At 76.3% G+C, this 18,781-nt stretch carries 19 protein-coding genes; 14 read left to right on the forward strand and 5 right to left on the reverse strand.

Features of this window, described 5'->3' with window-relative positions; translation table 11 throughout:
- Positions 1 to 179: 179 nt before the first annotated feature.
- Positions 180 to 1,727 carry a multicopper oxidase family protein gene (locus BMW27_RS22415; RefSeq protein ID WP_091448625.1) on the forward strand — a complete coding sequence of 516 codons (1,548 nt, stop codon included), beginning with the start codon at positions 180 to 182 and terminating at the stop codon, positions 1,725 to 1,727.
- Positions 1,728 to 1,910: 183 nt separating this feature from the next.
- Here BMW27_RS22415 and BMW27_RS22420 read toward each other — a convergent pair whose 3' ends face one another.
- Positions 1,911 to 2,393, reverse strand: coding sequence for a hypothetical protein (locus BMW27_RS22420; RefSeq protein WP_091448627.1), 483 nt, complete (start codon positions 2,391 to 2,393; stop codon positions 1,911 to 1,913).
- Positions 2,394 to 2,410: 17 nt separating this feature from the next.
- Positions 2,411 to 2,932 carry a hypothetical protein gene (locus BMW27_RS22425; protein ID WP_091448629.1) on the reverse strand — a complete coding sequence of 174 codons (522 nt, stop codon included), beginning with the start codon at positions 2,930 to 2,932 and terminating at the stop codon, positions 2,411 to 2,413.
- A 278-nt stretch (positions 2,933 to 3,210) separates the two neighbouring features.
- Here BMW27_RS22425 and BMW27_RS22430 point away from each other — a divergent pair, with 278 nt between their 5' ends.
- The 10 genes from BMW27_RS22430 to BMW27_RS22475 all read left to right on the forward strand — a co-directional run bounded on the left by BMW27_RS22430 (position 3,211) and on the right by BMW27_RS22475 (position 13,924).
- Positions 3,211 to 4,533 carry an MFS transporter gene (locus BMW27_RS22430; protein ID WP_091448630.1) on the forward strand — a complete coding sequence of 441 codons (1,323 nt, stop codon included), beginning with the start codon at positions 3,211 to 3,213 and terminating at the stop codon, positions 4,531 to 4,533.
- A gap of 132 nt (positions 4,534 to 4,665) precedes the next feature.
- A complete protein-coding gene (locus BMW27_RS22435; RefSeq protein WP_245743810.1) occupies positions 4,666 to 6,111 on the forward strand; it encodes a glycosyltransferase family 2 protein in 1,446 nt (481 codons plus the stop codon).
- Entirely contained in the window at positions 6,108 to 7,469 is a 1,362-nt protein-coding gene (locus BMW27_RS22440; RefSeq protein ID WP_139206970.1) for an exosortase/archaeosortase family protein, read from the forward strand. Before BMW27_RS22435 ends, BMW27_RS22440 begins: the two co-directional genes overlap by 4 nt.
- Positions 7,466 to 8,506 carry an ATP-grasp domain-containing protein gene (locus BMW27_RS22445; protein WP_091448634.1) on the forward strand — a complete coding sequence of 347 codons (1,041 nt, stop codon included), beginning with the start codon at positions 7,466 to 7,468 and terminating at the stop codon, positions 8,504 to 8,506. Before BMW27_RS22440 ends, BMW27_RS22445 begins: the two co-directional genes overlap by 4 nt.
- 73 nt (positions 8,507 to 8,579) lie before the next feature.
- Positions 8,580 to 9,728, forward strand: a complete 1,149-nt coding sequence (gene wecB / locus BMW27_RS22450) for a non-hydrolyzing UDP-N-acetylglucosamine 2-epimerase (RefSeq protein ID WP_091448636.1) — start codon at positions 8,580 to 8,582, stop codon at positions 9,726 to 9,728.
- Positions 9,725 to 10,438, forward strand: coding sequence for an HAD family hydrolase (locus tag BMW27_RS22455; protein ID WP_091448656.1), 714 nt, complete (start codon positions 9,725 to 9,727; stop codon positions 10,436 to 10,438). Before wecB ends, BMW27_RS22455 begins: the two co-directional genes overlap by 4 nt.
- A 108-nt stretch (positions 10,439 to 10,546) precedes the next feature.
- Entirely contained in the window at positions 10,547 to 11,074 is a 528-nt protein-coding gene (locus BMW27_RS22460; RefSeq protein WP_091448638.1) for a hypothetical protein, read from the forward strand.
- Positions 11,075 to 11,189: 115 nt separating this feature from the next.
- The gene (locus tag BMW27_RS22465; protein WP_091448640.1) at positions 11,190 to 11,750 is read left to right on the forward strand and encodes a hypothetical protein; all 561 of its coding nucleotides are present in this window, start codon (positions 11,190 to 11,192) and stop codon (positions 11,748 to 11,750) included.
- Entirely contained in the window at positions 11,743 to 12,444 is a 702-nt protein-coding gene (locus BMW27_RS22470; RefSeq protein ID WP_091448659.1) for a PIG-L deacetylase family protein, read from the forward strand. The genes BMW27_RS22465 and BMW27_RS22470 overlap by 8 nt, the downstream gene beginning before the upstream one ends.
- Positions 12,445 to 12,862: 418 nt before the next feature.
- Positions 12,863 to 13,924, forward strand: a complete 1,062-nt coding sequence (locus BMW27_RS22475; RefSeq protein WP_139206971.1) for a hypothetical protein — start codon at positions 12,863 to 12,865, stop codon at positions 13,922 to 13,924.
- On the opposite strand, the gene BMW27_RS22480 is transcribed toward BMW27_RS22475, so the two are convergent.
- Both BMW27_RS22480 and BMW27_RS22485 read right to left on the reverse strand, forming a co-directional pair.
- Complete coding sequence (locus BMW27_RS22480) at positions 13,866 to 14,039, reverse strand: DUF1059 domain-containing protein (protein ID WP_091448642.1); 174 nt, start codon at positions 14,037 to 14,039, stop codon at positions 13,866 to 13,868. The two genes, BMW27_RS22475 and BMW27_RS22480, sit on opposite strands and share 59 nt — an antisense overlap.
- 51 nt (positions 14,040 to 14,090) lie before the next feature.
- A complete protein-coding gene (locus BMW27_RS22485) occupies positions 14,091 to 15,236 on the reverse strand; it encodes an EAL domain-containing protein (protein ID WP_245743811.1) in 1,146 nt (381 codons plus the stop codon).
- A gap of 214 nt (positions 15,237 to 15,450) precedes the next feature.
- Here BMW27_RS22485 and BMW27_RS22490 point away from each other — a divergent pair, with 214 nt between their 5' ends.
- The 3 genes from BMW27_RS22490 (at position 15,451) to BMW27_RS22500 (ending at position 18,213) form a co-directional block, all read left to right on the forward strand.
- Positions 15,451 to 17,073 (forward strand): sensor histidine kinase, encoded by a 1,623-nt coding sequence (locus BMW27_RS22490; protein ID WP_245743812.1) that lies wholly within the window; start codon positions 15,451 to 15,453, stop codon positions 17,071 to 17,073.
- On the forward strand, positions 17,070 to 17,732 hold the full coding sequence (locus tag BMW27_RS22495) for a response regulator transcription factor (protein WP_091448644.1): 663 nt from the start codon (positions 17,070 to 17,072) through the stop codon (positions 17,730 to 17,732). Before BMW27_RS22490 ends, BMW27_RS22495 begins: the two co-directional genes overlap by 4 nt.
- A gap of 211 nt (positions 17,733 to 17,943) precedes the next feature.
- The gene (locus BMW27_RS22500; protein WP_091448646.1) at positions 17,944 to 18,213 is read left to right on the forward strand and encodes a hypothetical protein; all 270 of its coding nucleotides are present in this window, start codon (positions 17,944 to 17,946) and stop codon (positions 18,211 to 18,213) included.
- Positions 18,214 to 18,293: 80 nt separating this feature from the next.
- On the opposite strand, the gene BMW27_RS22505 is transcribed toward BMW27_RS22500, so the two are convergent.
- The coding region (locus tag BMW27_RS22505) for a YsnF/AvaK domain-containing protein (protein WP_139206972.1) at positions 18,294 to 18,781 on the reverse strand (488 nt) is incomplete at its 5' end.

An 18,781-nucleotide genomic window follows, 5' to 3' on the forward strand; every position in this document is an offset into this window, starting at 1 on the left:
CGCCCGACCCCGCACTCGCGAGTCCGGGCCGCTGACCCCCGCTGAGCACACAGCGGGCCTTCCGCCAACCCGTCGGCGATGACTCCGCGCCGTTCCGCGTTCCCCTCCCGCCCCACGGGCACATCGACGCCGGTCCCGTACCGGTGCGGCTCTCTGCCGAGAGCAGGAAGGACGCGGTCATGACAGCTCCCGACCCACGCCTGACCGGTCCGGAGCGGACCCCGGCCCCGGTCCCGCCTCCGGACGACATCGAGCGCAGGCGCCTTGTCTCCGGGCTCAACCGTCGCCGGGCACTGCAGCTGGGCGGGCTGGGTCTGCTCGGCCTCGCGATCGGCGCTCCGGGGTGGGGTCCGTCCGCCGGGCTGGCCCTCGCCGCCGAGTCGCTCTCCGAGCCCGAGACGCTGCGCAGCGCGAACGGCCTGCTGCGGGTCCGGCTCGAGGTCGCCGAGACGTCCGTGACCCTCGCCGGCCGGCCGGCGCACGTGCTCACCTACAACGGCACCGTGCCCGGGCCCACGCTGCGGCTGCGTCCCGGTGACCGGCTGCATGTCGAGCTGGTCAACCGGCTCTCCGACCCGACCAACCTGCACACGCACGGGCTGCACGTCTCCCCGAGGGGCAACGCGGACAACACCCTGGACGTGCACGTGCAGCCGGGGGAGTCCTTCCACTACGACATCCAGCTGCCCGACGACCACCCGCCCGGCCCGTTCTGGTACCACCCGCACGAGCACCACCTGACGGCCGACCAGATCTGGAGGGGCCTCTACGGCGGCATCGTGGTGGAGGACGCCGGTCCGGAGGTCCCGGTCACCCGGGACCGCGTCCTGGTCGTCTCCGACACCACGCTGGACGACGACGGCCACCCGGTACAGGTCTCCGAGTGGCAGCGGATGGAGGGCCGCGAGGGTGAGCTGGTCCTGGTGAACGGACAGCTGACGCCCACGCTCGAGGCTCGCCCGGGGGAGCGGGAGCGGTGGCGGATCATCAACACCTGCACGTCCCGGTTCCTCAGGCTGCGGCTCGACGGGCACAAGGTGGACCTGCTGGCCACCGACATCGGCCGGCTCGCCGAGCCCCGTCGGGTGGACGAGGTCGAGGTCCTCAACAGCGGCCGGGTCGACGTCCTGGTGACCGTGGGCGAGCGGACCGGCGAGCTGCAGGGGCTGGCGAACCCGCGCACGCGGGGCGGTGACGGCCCCTCCGGGGCGCCGGGTGCGCTCGCGACGCTGCGGGTGGGCGGCAGCCCCGTCCCCGCCCTGCCGCCGGTGCCGGCGTACCCGCAGCTGCCGGACCTGCGCGAGGTCCAGCCCGCCGCCCGCCGAACCATGGTCCTCGGCCTCGACCGGGCCGGCGGTGGGCACGAGGACCACGGCGACGGGCACGGCTCGGGCGGGATGGTCATGACCATCGACGGCCGGCCCTTCGACCACGCCCGCACCGACGTGGTCACCCGGCTGGGGACGGTCGAGGAGTGGACCTACGTCAACCACACCGGGATGGACCACCCGATGCACCTGCACGTGTGGCCGATGCAGGTCGTCGCCATCGACGGCAGGCCGGTCGAGGGCGTCGTCTACCAGGACGTCGTCCGGGTGTCGGCGGGCGGGGAGACGACGGTGCGCATCCCCTTCGAGGACTTCGACGGCCGCACCGTCTTCCACTGCCACATCAACGACCACGAGGACGCCGGGATGATGGCCGTGGTCGAGGCCCGGACCGGCTGACCCCGCGGCGCTCCGGGAACGGCGCGCGCCGAGGCCGTCGGCGTGGCCGTCGAGGGATCGCGCTGCGCGACGTGGTGCCGGCCGAGCTGCGGCGCGCGGCGGCGGAGGCGGGGACCGCCCGGGCCCAGGGCCAGGCGGCGCGGGGCGAGGTCGCGGCGACCCGCGTCAGCGGGCGGACGCGGGTCAGAGCACTGCGGTCGAGGGCGTCGAGGGGGTGCCGACCCACCGCCCCCAGACCGGCGCGACGGTGTACCGCACGCTGCCCAGGTTCAGCGTCGTGCTGTCGGCGCAGGTCTGGGTGGCCGCGCCGGGGTCGGCCGGGACGTAGACGCCGGAGACGCCGTCGGACACCGCGCCCGTGCAGCTGCCGGTGTCCATGGGCGCGTTGCTGAGGGTGGCGGTGCGTTTCAGCACGTACCCGGTCGCCGGCCGGCCGCCGTACGGCCGTGCCGTGGGCCAGGTGACCGTGAAGGTGCGCACCGCCGGGTAGACGCCCGCGGCGGTCACCGACGGCGCCGTGGTGCTCCCGGCCGGCATGCTCGCGGCCTGGCCGGAGAGCACCGCCCCGCCGGCGACGGCCCAGGCCGCGGAGGCCTCAGGGGGCGGAACCAGCGGGCCGACCGCGAGCGCGAGCAGCACGGGGAGGGCGAGCAGGCGGTCGCGCACGACGGGCCGGGCGGAGGTCAGGCGGAGGCGCCGGTGACCGTGACGGGCACGCTGAAGCCAGCGCTCTGACAGCCGTCCTCGGCCGTCGCGATCATGTAGAGGGCGCCCGGGACGGTCAGCGGGGTGGGTGCGGAGTCCGCCGCCAGGGTCACGGGTGGGGTGAGCGGGATCGGCGCGGTCGTGGTGGGCAGCACGTTGCCGGCGGCGCAGGTGCGGCCGATCAGCGGGTTCGTCGTCACCGAGCCGAGGGTGGCCGAGGTGATCGTCACCGGGAACGGGTTGGGGTTGGTCACCGTGGTGGCGACCGATCCGACGGTGCCCGAGCCGTAGCCCGTCGCCGGCGTCGTGCCCGCGGGCAGCGGGTACAGCGCACCGACGGGGCTGCGGGCGCCCACGACGAGGCCCGTGACGCTCGCGGCCCGCGCGGAGCCCTGGCCGGTCCCGGTGGCGGTCCAGGACGCGACGGCGACACCGCCGCCGGTCAGCAGCAGGGTGACGCCGAGGACGACCCCCGCTCGCCGGCGCAGCCTGGTCCGCATCGTGGTCTCCGTCCCCCGCCGTCCGATCCGTCGTGCACGACCATCGGCCGCGCCACCGGCCTTGTTGAGACGAACGTGCCGCGGGCCTCACCGGGGAGGGGCGGGACGTGACCACCGTGACGTTTGAGCCGGTGCTGTGGCGACCTGCACAGACGTGGGGACGGCGAGACGCGGCGCGAGCTGCAACCGTGGACGTGGGTGCCCGAGGTCGTGTGCTCTCCCCGCCCCTCGAGCGGCCACCCCACGCGGTGGCCCGCGTCTCCCCTTGCGAGGTCCCCGTGCTCACCTCTCCCTTGCTCGCACGTGCCCGGACGACGGTGTCCCCGCCGTCCCCACCGTCGCTGTCCCGGCAGCAGGCCGCCGTCGCCGCCGTCTTCGCCCTGGACGGCGCCGTCTTCGGCAGCTGGGCCGCCCGCGTGCCCGACGTCGCCGCCGCGGTCGGCGTGGGGCACAGCGCGCTCGGCGTCGCACTGCTCTGCCTGTCCATCGGCGCGCTGGCGGCCATGCAGGTCACCGGCGCGCTGTGCGCCCGGCTCGGCGCCGGGGTGGTGACCACCCTCGGGGCGTTCCTGCTCTGCGTGTCGGTGGTGCTGCCCGGCCTGGCGACGTCGATGCCCGGGCTGTGCGCCGCCCTGCTCGTCTTCGGCGCGGCCACCGGCATGGTCAACGTGGCGGCCAACGCCGTCGGCGTCACCGTCGAGGGCCGGCTCGGGAGGCCGCTGCTGTCCGGCCTGCACGCCGGCTTCAGCTTCGGCGGCCTGGCCGGCGCGCTGCTCGGCGGCCTGCTGGCCTCCGTCGCGGGCGTCGCCGCCCACCTGGTGCTCGTCGGCGCCCTCGGCCTGCTGATCACCGCGTGGGTCGCGCGGGCCCTCGCCGGCGCGGACGGCCCCCGGTCCGCGTCACCCGGCCGCGCCCGGGAGGCGAAGCGGCCGCGGCCGACCGCGGTGCTCGTCGTCCTCGGCGCCGTCGCCGGCTGCACCGCCTTCGGCGAGGGCGCGCTCTCGGACTGGGGAGCGCTGCACCTGCGCGAACAGCTCGGGGCCTCGACGACGCTGGCCGCCGCCGGGTACGCCGGGTTCTCCCTGGCCATGGCCTGCGGCCGCCTCGCCGGCGCCCGGCTGGTGGCGGCCCTGGGGGAGCGGCGGCTGCTCGCCGGTGGGACCGTGCTGGCCGCGGCCGGGGGGATCGTGGCGCTGACGGCGACCACGGTGCCGACGGCCCTGGGGGGGTTCGTGCTGGTGGGCCTCGGGCTGGCCAACGTCTTCCCGCTGGCCATCTCGCGGGCCGGCCTGCTCGGCGGCGCCCGCGGCATCGCGCTGGCGACCACCGTCGGCTACACCGGCCTGCTGGGCGGACCGCCGCTGATCGGCCTGCTGGCCGAGCACGCCGGGCTGCCCGCGGCGCTGGCGACGGTCCCGCTGCTCGCGCTGGTCGCCACCGTGCTGGCGCTCTCGGTCGCCGGGGACGCGCTGCGGGTGCCGGTGACCCCGCGCGGCCTGGTCGCGGCCGTCGCGCCCCGCGTCCAGCCGCTGGTGTCCGGCTTCGGTCACGGCACCGCCGTCTACGTCCGCGACCTGCGCGCCCTGGACCCCTCGGTCTGACCTCCGCGGGACCGGACCCGCCCGGCGGCGGGCGGGTCCGGTCCCGCGCGCTTCGGCTCAACCCGCGCCCTCCGGCTGCCGATGGAGCAGAACGGTGGAGTCCGCCTCCGCCGCAGGTCACAGGGCGGGGAGGTGAGGGCGGTCCGCGGCACGACCACGCTCGGCACCACGCCCCCGCCCGCCGCAGCCGTCCCCCCAGCGGCTCCGGCGGACCCGCACGCCGTCCGGCCGGAGGGGCGGCCCCTGGTGCTGCTCGCCTACGTCTGCGGCTTCACGCTCGTCGCCCTGTTCTGCGGCCTCGACGAGACGCTCGGCGTGATCGCCGGCGCGCTCAACGTCGTGTTCGGCGTCTACTTCTGCCGGCACCTCGGCTTCGCGGTCGCCGCCGCGCGCTGGGCCGAGAACGACATGCTGGCCGCCGACGTGGGGCTGCACAGCTACACGCCCTCGGTCGCCGTCTTCGTCGGCTGCAAGAACGAGGAGCTCGTCGTCGACGGGATGGTCACCGCGCTGCTGGCGCTGGACTACCCGGCCGACCGGCTGACCCTCGTCGTCGTCGACGACGGTTCCGACGACACCACCGGCGCCCGGCTCGACGCCTGGGCCGCCCGCGAGCCGCGGCTGCGCGTGCTGCACCGCCCGCCGGGCTCCGGCGGCGGCAAGTCAGGCGCGCTCAACGACGCGCTGCACCTGGTGGACGCCGAGGTCGCCGTCGTCTTCGACGCCGACCACGAGCCCGACCCCACAGCGCTGCGCCGGCTGGTCCGGCACTTCCGCGACCCGGTGGTCGGCGCCGTGATGGGCCGCTGCGTCATCCGCAACGGCCGCGACTCGCCGATGGCCTCGACCGTCTTCGTGGACTTCCTCTCCGGCTACCTCGTCAACGAGTACGGCCGGCAGGCGCTGTTCGAGCTGCCCGCGTACGGGGGCGCGAACTGCGCCGTCCGCATGTCCACGCTGCGCGGCCTCGGCGGCTGGAACCCGCACACCGTGACCGAGGACACCGACCTCACGCTGCGCGTGCTGATGGCCGGCCAGCGGGTGCGCTACGACCTCTCCGCCGTCGACTTCGAGGAGGCGGTGGTCAGCACGCAGCGGTTCTGGAAGCAGCGGTACCGGTGGGCCCGCGGCCACCAGAAGTGCTTCCGCGACTACTGGCGTCCGCTGATGCGCTCACCGCACCTGAGCCTCGTCGAGAAGGTCGAGACGACGCTGTTCCTGCTCGTCTACCACGTGCCGCTGCTCAGCGGGATCGGCGTGCTGCTGACCGTGCTCCGCGCCTTCGGCGTCGGCGACCTGCCGGTCGTCGCGCTGCTGCCGCTGTCGATGCTGCTGTTCGTCGGCCCCCTGGCCGAGCTCTCGGTCGGCCTGCTGATCGGCCGGGTGGAGCGGCGGTCCGCGTGGCGGCTGCTGGGCTTCCTGCCCGCCTTCGCGCTGTCGATCTGGATCACCACGCGGGCCTACGTCGACGGCATGCTGGGCCGCCCCTACACGTGGGTGAAGACCTCGCGGTCCGGTGCGACGTCGACGGTGCGGGTGGACCCGCCGGTGGTGGCCCCGGCCGGGGCGGCGTCGTGACGGCGACCGCGGCCGCGGAGGTCGACGAGGGGGGACGACGTCTCCGGCGCAGCGGCCGGCGGCTGGTCCCCGTGCTGCTCGACCTGCTGCTGGCGGTGGTCATCTGCGCCGTCGGCTTCCGCTACGGCGCCGGCTTCCTGCAGGTCCACGAGGCCCGCTGGGTGGTGACCGTGCTCGACGCGGTCGGCGTCGACTCGGTCTCGTCGTCCCTGGAACGCCACGTCCTGGTGTTCCGTCCCGACGGCGAGATCATCCTGGCCGAGGTCACCGAGTCCTGCTCCTCGATCCTGTCGGTGCTCGGCCTGACCGCGCTGACCGCCGTCGTCCTGCGCGGCCGGCGCCAGCACGCCGTCGCCGGGCTCGTCGTCGCCGTCGCCGCGCTGCTGGCGCTGAACCACCTGCGGCTGGTCGGCTCCACCGTCGCCGGCCTGGTGTGGGGGACCCCGGCGCTCGTCCTGTTCCACGACTGGGTCGGCACCGTGTGGAACCTCGCTGCCACCCTCGGCGGCTTCCTGCTCATGGTGTGCATCACGCTGCCGACCGCCGAGCGAGCCGAGCAGGACGTCGCCGGGCGGCACACCGCCCGCCGTCCCGACAGCTGGGCGCGCCCCGGCCTGGGTTACCGGCTCGCCGACGACGAGGTGGGCCGCGCCTCCCGGCGGGTCAACCTGACCGGCCTCATGTACCGGTTCGTGCTGCCCACGCGGGTCGCCCGGTGGATGGGAGCGCGCCGCGAGGCCGGGCGCATCGACTACCGGATCGGCCACCTGCCCTCGGCGGAGCGGGCCGTCCGGGTCCGCGCGCTGGCCGACGACGGGCTGGGGGCGCACGCCGCCTCCCTGGTCGCGGTGGCGACCTACGACGACGACCCGACCGTCCTCGACGCGCTCGCCACCTCGATCGCCGCGCGCCAGTGGGAGCCGGTGACCGACCCCCGGGTCGCCGCGCTGCGGCTGTGGGCACGCGGCTGGCTGCTCCAGCACCCGGAGCGCGACGTCGTCCCGGCGTCCGCCGCGGAGTCCCCGCCGGCCCCCGAGCCCGTGCCGGTGCGGCGGCCCTCGCCGCCCGTGCCGCCGGTGGTGCGGGTGCCCGGGCCCGTGCCGCCCCTGCCGCCGTTCGTGCGGGTGCCCGGGGCCGTGCCGCCCCTGCCGCCGGTGGTGCGGGTCCCCCCGCCCGTGCCGCCCCTGCCGCCGTTCGTGCGGGTGCCCGCGCCCCGGTCCGGGGCCGGTCCGGACGACGACGAGCCGTCGACCGAACGGCTGCCGCAGCTGCCCGTCCGCACCGACCTGCGGCCTCCCGTGCCGGCGCCGCGTCCGCGCCCTCCGAGCCCCACCCCGACGAACCAGGACGACCGATGACCCCCTCGCTGCCCCAGCCCCGCACGCCCACGGCCGCCGTGCCGTCCGACGGGCCCGCCGTCCTGGTCACCGGGGCCGGTGGTCCGGCCGGTGTGGCCGTGGTCCGCCGGCTGGTCGCCCTGGGCCACCGGGTCGTCGCCGGCGACGCCGACAGCGCCGCGGCCGGTGGCGCCCTCGCGGACGTGGCGGTCACCCTGCCGCGCGGCGACCACCCGCGGTTCGTCGAGGCCATCGTCGGCGTCTGCACCGCGCACGGCGTCGACGCGCTGGTCAGCACGGTCGCCGAGGAGCTGCCCCACCTGGCCGCCGGTGCCGGCCGGCTGGCCGCCGCCGGCGTCGCGACCTGGTTGCCCGACGCCGTCGCCGTCGACGTGTGCTGCGACAAGGCCGCCTTCGCGCGGACCATGGCCGCCGCGGGCGTGCCGCACCCGGCGACCGCGGCATCGCCCGGCGAGGTCGCCGGCGTCCCCGGCCCGTGGGTGGTCAAGCCGCTGGCCGGCCGCGGCAGCCGCGGCGTGCGGCTGCTCGACGAGCGCGCCGCTGTGGTCGCGGTGCTGCGGGAGGACGACGGCATGATCGCCCAGACCCGGCTGACCGGCCGCGAGTTCACCGCGGACGCCCTGGTCGACCGGGACGGCACCGTCCGGGTGGTCGTGCCGCGCTGGCGGGAGGAGACCAAGGCGGGCATCTCGGTGAAGGGCCGCACCTTCGCCTCCGACGCGGTCACCGGGGTCGTCGCCGCCGCGCTGGCCGCGGTGCGGCTGACCGGTCCGGCCAACGTGCAGGGCTTCGTCGCTGACGACGGCACCGCGACGGTCGTGGAGATCAACCCCCGCTTCTCCGGTGGGCTGCCACTGACGCTCGCCGCCGGCGCCGACGTGGTCGGCGCCTACCTGGCCGGCGTCCGCGGCGCTCCGCTGCCGGTGCTGTCCTCCCGGCCGGGCGTGGCGATGAGCCGCTACTTCGCCGAGACCTACACCAGCGAGGACGGCAGCCCCGTCGTCGACCCGTGCGCGCCGGTGGCGGTGACGGCGTGACCGAGCGTGCGAGGTCGGGCAGGGACGGAGCAGCCGCGGCCACGTGGCCGACGAGCGCCGGCGAGGAGGACACGTGAGCCGCAGCCGGCACGTGCTGGTGCCGTTCGGCACCCGGCCCGAGGTGGTCAAGCTCGCCCCGGTCGTCACCGCCCTGACCGCCGCCGGCCACCGGGTCAGCGTGGTCGACACCGGCCAGCACACCGACCCGCAGATGGGCGCGCAGCTGCAGGCGGCGCTCGGGCTGACCCCCGGTCACCGCTTCGCGCTGCCCACCGACCCGGCCGAGCGGACCGGCGCGCTGCACGCCGACGCCTTCCGGGCGCTGCGCCTGTGCGCCCCCGACCTGGTGCTCGCGCTCGGGGACACCAGCACCGTGCCGGCCTACGCGCTGGCCGCCCGCGCCGCGGGGGTGCCCTTCGCGCACCTCGAGGCGGGGCTGCGCAGCCTCAACCCGCGCAGCGTCGAGGAGGTCAACCGGCGGGTCGCCGCGGCCGTCGCCCAGCTGCACTTCGCGCCGACCGAGCGGGCCGCCGCCTTCCTGGCCGACGAGGGCGTCGCCGCCGACCGGGTGTTCGTCGTCGGCAACCCCGTCATCGACACCCTCGTCGCCCGGGACGTGCGGCGGGTGCCGGTCGCCGAGCGCTCCGGCGTGCTGGTCACCGCCCACCGGCCGACCAACGTCGACGACCCGGTCCGCCTGGCCCGCCTGGTCGGCGTGGTGCGGGCGCTGGCCGAGCAGGTCGGGCCGGTGACCTTCCCGGTGCACCCGCGCACCGCGGCGCGCCTCTCGGAGACCGGGCTGGGGGCGCGGCTGGAGCACCCGGGCGTCACGCTCACCGGCCCGGTCCAGTACGACGTCCTGCTGGGCGCGCTGGCCTCGGCGCGGCTGGCGGTGACGGACTCCGGCGGCATCCAGGAGGAGGCCGCGTACCTGGGCGTCCCGGTGGTCGTGCTCCGCGGCTCGACGCCGCGCTGGGAGGGCGTGGAGGCCGGGACGACGACTCTGGCCGGGCTGGCCGACGACCGGGCGGCCGCCGCCGTGCTGTCCGCCGCGGCCGGGCACACCGGCCCCGAGGGGCAGGAGCGGGCGGCCACGGTGCCGTGCCCGTACGGCGACGGGACGGCGGGTCCGCAGGTGGCCGCCGTCCTGGCCGACGAGCGGACCGACGCCCTGCTGGCCCTCGACGAGCCCGACTTCACCGACGGCCGGCTGCCGTGGTGAGCGGACCCGCGCCGCTGGGCGTGGTGGTCGACCTCGACGACACGCTCTACCCGCAGGCCGACTACCTGGCCTCCGCCGCGGCGGCGGTCGGGGTCGCGGCCGGGCACGCGGGGCTGGACGGCGCCGCGGTGCACACCGCGCTGCGGTCCGAGCTCGCCGCCGGCTCCGACGCGGGCGGGACGATCGACCGGGCACTGCTCGCGGTCGGCGTCCCGGCGTCGTCGCTGGCCGAGCTGGTGCCGCCGCTCGTGGCGGCGTTCACGCAGCACACGCCGCCCCGGCTGGCGCCGTACCCGGGCGCCGAGGAGGCCCTGCGCGTGCTCGCCGAGGCCGCTCCGCTGGCCTGCCTGACCGACGGCAACCCGGCCATCCAGGCGGCGAAGGTGGCCGCGACCGGCCTCGGGCCGCTGCTGCCGGTCGTCGTCGTCACGGACACGCTCGGCGGCCGCGCCCTGCGCAAGCCGCACCCGGCCGGCCTGGTCGCCGTCGCGGCGCAGCTCGGTCTGCCGCCCGAGCGGCTGCTGGTCATCGGTGACCGGCCGGGCAAGGACGTCGCCGTCGCGGCGGCGGTGGGTGCGCGGGCGATCCGCGTGCGCCAGGGTGAGTACGCCACCGCGCCGGACGAGCCGCGCGCCTGGGCCGTCGTCGACACCTTCCCGGCGGCCGCCGAGCTGGCGCTCGACCAGGTGCGGGCCCTGGCGCGGGGCTGACGTCACACGACCGGGTGGTCCTCGCCCGGAGGCCTCCAGTACCTCCGGCGGGGTGTCGATGCGTCGGACGACGGGCGGACCCACCGCCCCGGACACGAGGACCCGGTCATGGACAGCAGGCCATCGTCGCGGCACCCCCGCCGTCTCCTCCTGCGTGCCGCCCTGGTGGCGGTCGTCGCCGTCGTGGCCCTGGTCGCCGTACCCGGCGCGGCCTCGGCCAGGGGCACGGTGGTCCCCCTGCTGGACTGCGTCGTGGCCAACGACGACGGCTCCTGGACCGCCGTGTTCGGGTACCGGAACACGTCGAGCTCCCCGGTGCGCATCCCGACGGGCCCGCGGAACAAGGTCACCCCGGCCACCGTCGGCAGCCCGCAGCCGACCACCTTCCAGCCGGGGACCCACCGTGGCGCCTTCACGGTCACCGTCGCCCGTGGGGCCGGGCCGATGTGGCACCTGGACGGCACCAACCTGGCTGCGCGCCGGGGGACCGCCACGGCCTGTCCGTCGTCCACGCAGATGCCCGCCGACGGCAACGGCACGGGGGCGGCGATCGCTCTCGTCGCGGCCGGCCTGGTCGGGACGGTCGCCGTGCAGCGGGCGCGGCGTCGGGCGCCGGCCGGGCGCGGCGACCGGTAGTCGTCGTCCCACCCCTCCGGGGGAGACGGTGCCGACGGGACTACGCGGACGGCCGGCAGCTGCCGATGGGAGGACGTCGGGCGGGTCGGCCGCCCCGGACACGAGGACTCACGTCATGGACGGCCTCCCCAGGTCTTCGACGGCACGCCGCCTGCGCGCTGGTGCCGGGCACGCCACCCTGGCCGCGGTCATCGCCCTCGTCGGGCTCGTCGCGCTGCCGGGCACGGCCTCGGCGAGCGGCACCCACACGGTCAAGCCGGTGCTGAACTGCTACAGGGAGAACCCGGACGACAGCTGGACGGTCGTCGTCGGCTACGTCAACAGCTCGCGCACGACCGTCGACATCCCGCGAGGTCCCGGCAACCAGGCCCTCCCGTCGAGGTTCGCGTCGCTGCCGCCGACCTCGTTCCGGCCCGGCACGGTCAACGGCGCGTTCACCGCGGTGGTGAGCCGCGCCGACCTGTACGCCGGTGCGCGCTGGGTGCTCGACGGCTACACCCTCGACTACCGCGCCGCCGCCTCCTCCTCGCCGGCCTGCCCGTCGTCGACGGAGCTGCCGGCGCAGGGGAACGGCCTCGGCCCCGCCATCGGGCTGGCGGCCGCCGGCGTGGTCGGCACCGTCTGGGTCCTGCGAGCCCGTGCTCGCGGCACGGCCGGGGGTCGGGACGATGCGTAGGGTCCTCGCGGTCGGGGCGCACCCCGACGACATCGAGCTCGGCTGCGGCGCCACCCTGCTGGCCCACTCGGCGGCCGGCGACGCCGTCACCATGCTCGTCATGACCGGTGGCGAGAACGGCCCGGGGGACGACGAGGCGATCACCGGCCGGCGTCGCGAGCAGGAGCAGGCCGCCCGCACCCTGGGTGCCCGGCTGCTGTGGGGCGGCCAGGTCGACTGCACCGTCACGCCCGACGCCGCCACGGTCGCGGTGGTCGAGCGGGCGATCGCGGAGACCGACGCCGACATCGTGTACGTCCACGCGCCTGATGACAGCCACCAGGACCACCGCGCCGTCGCCGCCGCGACGCTGTCGGCCGCCCGCCGGCTCTCCCGGGTCATGCACTACCAGAGCCCGTCCACGCTGACGTTCGCCCCGACGACCTTCGTCGACGTGACCGCCTACCTCTCCGGCAAGCTCGCCGCCCTGGGCGCGCACGCCTCGCAGGTGGAGATGTCGTCGATGGTGGAGCCCGACGCCGTCGTGGCCTCGGCCCGGCACTGGGGTGCCCAGGCCCGCATCGGCTACGCGGAGGCCTTCGCGCCGACCCGTCTGGTCATCGACCTCGTGCCCACCCCGCGGCGAGTCGCCGACGAGGTCCCCGAGACCCTCCGGCTCACCCTGTCCGCGTCCCTGTCGGCCAACGCGCGCTGACGCCCAGCACCCCGCACGAGCCGGGTGGTCCCGAGCCGGTACCCCGGCCCCGGACCACCCGGCTCGTCGCGTTGGCGGTCGTGGACGGTCCTGTGGTCCGCTTCGGTACGCCTGCCGGCTGCCGCGTACGTGCGCCTGCCACCTGCCGGCCGCTCGTGGCTGCCTCCCATGCCGGCGTCCGCACCCCGGCTCATCGTCCGGGTGGACACCTGCTCGAGCCCCGCCATCGCTCCCCCGCTACCCGATCGGAGCTGCTCTTCCGCCTTGTGCGTCTCGGCCGTTCGAACATATGATCGAATGCGTGGACGGCGAGGTGGCACCCGGCACCACGGGTGCTGACGCGCCCGCCGGTTCGTCGCTTCGCACGTCCGGGAACGTGGCCCGGGCCGAGCCCTCGGTGGGTTGGGCGGAGGGGCCGTTGGGTGCGGTGCAGGCCGCGGCGCGGGAGCTGGCGCTGCGCCAGCGGGGGATCTCGGTGCGGGAGTACCGCACGCTGTGCGTGTCGGTGGTGACGGTGGTGTGCAGCACGCCCGAGGCGCAGGCGTTCTACCGGGCGCTGGGCGCCTACGTGGACGCGGTGGAGGCCGAGCCCGGCGACGGGCGGACCCGGGCGCAGCAGCTGGTGGACTGCCTGCTGGATCTGGTGCTGCGCCCCGGTGAGGCCGGGTTGCCGCCGGTGCAGGCGCTGCTGACCATCGTGGCCTCGGTGCACACCGCGCTGGGCGGGGACGCCGCCGGTGAGGTCGATGACCATGCGGTGCCGGCGGAGATGGCCCGCCAGCTGGCCCGCGCACTCGCCGGCCTCGATCCGCGGCCCGCCCCGACCGGCGACGATCCCGCCGCTGTTGGAGACGACGCTGTAGCGGCGGACGCGGATGGTGAGCCGGCCGACGTGCAGGCAGACGCTCCACGTCCTGTCGCGGGCGCCTTCGAGCCGGTCGACTCCCTGGGCGGCCCGATCGAGCGGGCCGTGCACGAGTTCGGCGCCGCTGACTCCGACCGCTGGCTGGACGAGCTGGTGCGCGACGGTTTCGGCGCCGATCCCGCGCCCGGTGACCCCGGCTGGTCGCCGGGCCTGCCACCGGACCCGGTCGAGTGGGACGCCGGCCCCTGGGAGGACCCCTGCCAGTGGCTGGACACCCACGGCCGCCAGCATGGTCCGGACCTCGACATCGGGGTCGACCGCGAGGACGGGACCGGCCGCGGCTGCCCTGTGCGGACGGACCGGACTCGCGTCCTCATCCGCGCACCCGTCCCTGACCGCAGTCCCGGACCACCGCCCGCTGAGCGGCGGGGTGGCCGGGTGGCGGCAGGCCGCGCGCGTCGACTGGAGCACCGGCCGGGAGGGCCAGGCGGCCGACATCCGCAGCGAGGCCCCGACCCGAGGGACGGGTCGGGGCCTCGTGCGGGCCGGGCGCGGCTCAGGCGGAGTGGATGTGGGCGCGGACCGGGTCGACCAGGCCGGCGGGGATGTCGGTGAGGCCGTGGTCGTCACGGGCGTGGCCGGCGACGGCGGTGAGGATGTCGTCATCGGTGGGCGCAGTGAACGTCCGCCCGCACGAGGGGACGACGTCGCCGCACGCGAACTGCTTCATGGGATACCTCCGGGGTGGGGAGACCGTCGTCCGGCGGACGGCGGGGGTCGGTCAGCCGGCCTGCGCCGCGGCGAGCTGCAGCAGCAGCCGTTCCACGCGGACGATCCCGACGGCGGCGCCGTGCGCGTCGACGCACACGACAGGGTCGAACCGGGTCTCCTCCGGGCGCGCCGCCACGCGCCGCGCCACCTCGCTCAGGCCCGCGGAGGCGGGGACGCGCAGGCTCACCGGCGCACGGCGGTGCCCGGGCGGGTCGTCGCTCCGGCGGTGCGGGAGGAGCAGCCAGCGCGGGTGCCCGAACTCGTCCACCTCGACGCCCATCGTGCCGGCCGGCGCGGCGCCGTCCTCGACGACCGGCAGCGGCTCGGCCAGACCGGCCACGTGCTCGGTCAGGAGGGCCTGCGCGGCCTGGCGGCGCAGGCGGTCGCGGACCTCGGGGTCGAGCTGCACCCACGGCGGACCGGGACGCCCCAGCAGCCAGCCCTGGCCCAGCGGGACCTGCAGCCGGAGGAACGCCTGCAGCTCGCCCCACGTCTCGATGCCCTCGGCGAGCAGCCACGCGTCGATCCGCCCACCGAACTCGCCGAGCATCTCGACGAGGGCCAGCTTGACCTCGTCGCCGTCGGCGCCGGCGACCAGCGCGCGGTCGAGCTTGATGAGCTGCGGCCGGAACTGGGTCATCTGCTGCAGTCCCGAGTAGCCGGACCCGGCGTCGTCCAGGGCCAGCAGGGCGCCCTTCGCACGCAGCCGGTCCCGCAGGTCGATCAGCGGCCGCAGGTCGCCGACGGCGTGGTGCTCGGTCAGCTCCAGGACCAGCGGCGCCAGGTCGTCGACGGCCAGCAGCGGCTCGGCCAGCTCGGGCTGGGTCAGCAGGTGCGGGCTGACGTTGACGGTCAGGAAGCAGTTCGGTGGCAGGGTCGGCAGGACGGCGAGGGCCTGCCGGACGACGACCGCCTCGAGCTCGGCCCCGCGGCCGACGGCGTCCGCGGCGGCGAACCACCGGTCCGGCGTGGCCCGGCTGGGCCGCCCGTCCGGGGTGGAGAACCGGGCCAGCGTCTCGTAGCCCGCGACGGTGCCCCGCTGGAGGTCGACGATCGGCTGGAACACCAGCCGCAGCAGCGAGTGGTCGGCGAAGACGGCGGCGAGCGGGGCGTCCCACTCGGACACCGCGACACCGGTGCGCTCTGGCAGGGACACGGACACGCTCCCCGCATCGGCACCCGGTGGCACTCGATCCAGCCCATCGGCGTCCGCAGGTGCTCGCGCTCACCCCGAGGGGGGAGGAGTCGGGCACGGGTGGCCTGTCGCGCGCCTCTCACCGGGAACCTCGGCCGGGCGGGGAGCGTGCGCGTGTGGGATCCCGACCGCCGCACCTCCGGCCAGCGCGGACGTCCCCGGGCCCGTGGATGTCGTGCCGCCGCCGCCCTTGCCGGACGATGACGCGGACGACGACGCGGACGATCCGACGACGGTGGGGACGACGACGATGGCGGGGACGACCGGCGCGGGTGCGCGGCGCCGGAGCTGGGTCCCCCGGGCCGCCCGCACCCGGATCATCGGCTGGGTCCTGCTGCTGGTCCTCCTGGCCCTGGGGGTCGTCACCCTGGTGACCTGGCGGCTGCTCGTCGCCGCCACCGACGAGCGGATCGACATCACCCTCGAGGCCGAGATCGAGGAGTTCCGGCGGATCCTCGAGGCCGACGTCGACCCCCGCACCGGAGAGCGGCTCGGCTCGGTCGAGGACGTGCTGGAGACCCTCGTCACCTACAACCTGGCCCGGCCGAACGAGAAGTTCCTCGGCTACGTCGACGGCGACCACCGCTACCAGAGCCGGATCGAGGCCCCGGTGCTGCTCAGCCGGGACGCGGAGTTCACCCGGCAGGTCGGCGCGGTCGCCGAACCGACGTGGGGCCGCTACGACAGCGGCGCCGGGGAGGTCCGCTACCTCGCCGTCCCGGTGGTCCTGGTCGGCGACCCGTCACGCGGCGTCGCCGTCGTCGCCTACTTCGCCGACCAGGAACGCCGGGCCGCCGACGACGCCGCCCGGCTCATGCTCGCCGTCGGCGCCGGCACCGTGCTGCTCGCGGCGGGGGGCGCCTGGGTGGTGGCCGGCCGGATCCTGCGGCCGGTCCGCGACGTGGCCGCCACCGCCCACAGCACCACCGGGACCGACCTGTCCCGGCGCATCCCGCTCGACGGCCGCCCGGCCGACGAGCTCACCGACCTCGCCGCCTCGGTCAACGAGATGCTCGACCGGCTGGAGGCCGGCGCCGCCGCGCAGCGACGCTTCCTCGACGACGCCGGGCACGAGCTGCGGACGCCGATCACCATCGTCCGCGGCCACCTGGAGGTGGTCGACGCGACCGATCCCGGCGACGTCCGGGAGACCGTCGCCCTGGTCGACGACGAGCTGGACCGGATGAACCGGATCGTCTCCGACCTGCTGCTGCTGGCCCGCGCCGAGCAGCCCCGGTTCGTCCGGCCCCAGCCGGTGGACGTCGCCGCGCTGACCGCCGCGGTGTTCGACAAGGTCCGCCGGCTGGGCGACCGGGAGTGGCTGCTGGAGACCGCCGCCCACGTGGACGCGGAGCTGGACACCCAGCGGGTCACCCAGGCGCTGGTCGCGCTCGCCGACAACGCCGTCCGCTACACCGCTCCCGGCGACCGGGTCTCCCTCGGCAGCCGGCTCGGCGGCGGCGAGCTGCGCTTCTGGGTCTCCGACACCGGACCGGGTGTCCCCGAGGCCGAGCAGGCGCGGGTCTTCGAGCGCTTCGCCCGGGGCACGTCCGGTGCCCGGCGCTCCGACGGGGCCGGCCTCGGGCTCTCCGTCGTCCGGGCCATCGCCGTCGCCCACGGTGGGCGCGCGGTGCTCGACAGCGTGCCGGGGCGGGGGACGACGGTCGGCATCGTGCTGCCCGCCCGGCTGGCACCGCCGCCGGCCGACGACGCGACGACGGTGGACGACGCCACCACCCCGGACCTCGGCCCCGCGGCCGGCCGGCTGCCGAGCAGAACCCCGGGAGGTCCGTCGTGAGCCGCGTGCTCATCGCCGAGGACGAGGCCCGCATCGCCGCCTTCGTGGAGAAGGGGCTGCGGGCCAACGGCTTCGCCACGGCCGTCGTCGCCGACGGCCGCACCGCCCGGGCCGCCGCGGCCAGCGGCGACTTCGACCTGATGATCCTCGACATCGGCCTGCCCGGCATGGACGGCTTCGAGGTGCTGCGGGCGCTGCGCGCCGACCGCGTGACCATCCCGGTGGTCATCCTCACCGCGCGGGACAGCGTCCAGGACACGGTGGCCGGGCTGGAGGGCGGCGCCGACGACTACATGCCCAAGCCGTTCCGCTTCGAGGAACTGCTGGCCCGCGTGCGGCTGCGGCTCTCCGGCGGCCGGCAGTCCGAGACCACCGTGCTCACCTGCGGCGACCTGTCGCTGGACCTGCGGACCCGGCGCGCGCAGGCGGGCCGCCGCACCGTGGACCTGTCCGCCCGCGAGTTCGCCCTGGCCGAGACCTTCCTGCGCCACCCCGGTCAGGTGCTGGCCCGGGAGCAGCTGCTCAGCCACGTCTGGGGCTACGACTTCGACCCCGGCTCCAACGTCGTGGACGTCTACGTCCGCTACCTGCGCCGCAAGCTCGGCGCCGACCGGATCGAGACGGTGCGGGGGATGGGCTACCGCCTCGTGGCGGACTGAGGCGACCCCCGCAACAGGCGGCGGACGTGCACCGCGTCGGGGGCGCCGCACCACGCTGCGCCCGGGCCGGTGGCGACGTCGCGAGGGACCGATGAGGGCGCTCTCACCCGGGCGGGACACGCCGGGACGAGGCGGGTGCCGACCGCAGCAGCGGGTACGGGCAGGTCGAGCGGCCGCGCGATCCCGCGCGGCGCCGACGGAGGGAGATGCCGTGCCCGAGGTACCGCAGCCGGTCACCGACAACAGCGTGAAGGTCCGCCAGCTCAGCCACTACCAGTTCAGCTGGGTGGCTGGAGAGCCCGGGAAGCCGGGGACCTACACCCTGCAGCTGGTGCTCGACCAGGGGGCCTGGGAGGAGGTCCTGACCCTCGACCCCGACGACGCGGACAACCTGCAGGACCTGCTGGCCAACACCGCGACGGTGCACTACGACATCGAGCGCCGGGTCCTGATGTTCGGCGTCACCCCGACCGGCAGCTGACCGGCCCGGCACACGGCGAGGCCCCGCCGGCGCGGATGCGCCGGCGGGGCCTCGTGACGTGGTGCTCGGGTCCGCTGCGGTCAGCGGCCGATGCGGCCGTCGTTGTCGCGGTCGAGGACGTTGCCGGCGACCCCGGTGCCACCGTCGACCTCGATCTCCTCCTTGCGGACGTCCTCCGACACCCGCTCCTGGTCGGTGACGGTCTCCTTGTCCAGGCGCACCCGCTCGACCGGCACGGCCTCCTTCTCCACCACCGGACGCTCGGCGTGCAGGGTGACCTCGTGCTCCTCCTCGGAGATCGCCGGCCCGTCCAGGGCGTTGCCGACGTTGGCGTCGGTGATCGGCTCGCGCTCGACCCGGACCTCCTCGCGGGAGACCGGCACCGTCTCGGTCACGTTCTCGGTGACCACGTACTTGCGCAGCCGGGCCCGGCCGACCTCCTCGGAGCGGGTGCCCACGTTGAGGCGCTCCTCCGAACGGGTCATCGCGTTGTCGGTGGTCGGGCCGGAGACGTCCCGGCCGACGACGCCGGCCTCGCCGGTGTGGTCGGCTCGCCCGTCCCGGTCGC

This window comes from Geodermatophilus poikilotrophus (genome assembly GCF_900111455.1).
GTDB lineage: Bacteria > Actinomycetota > Actinomycetes > Mycobacteriales > Geodermatophilaceae > Geodermatophilus > Geodermatophilus poikilotrophus.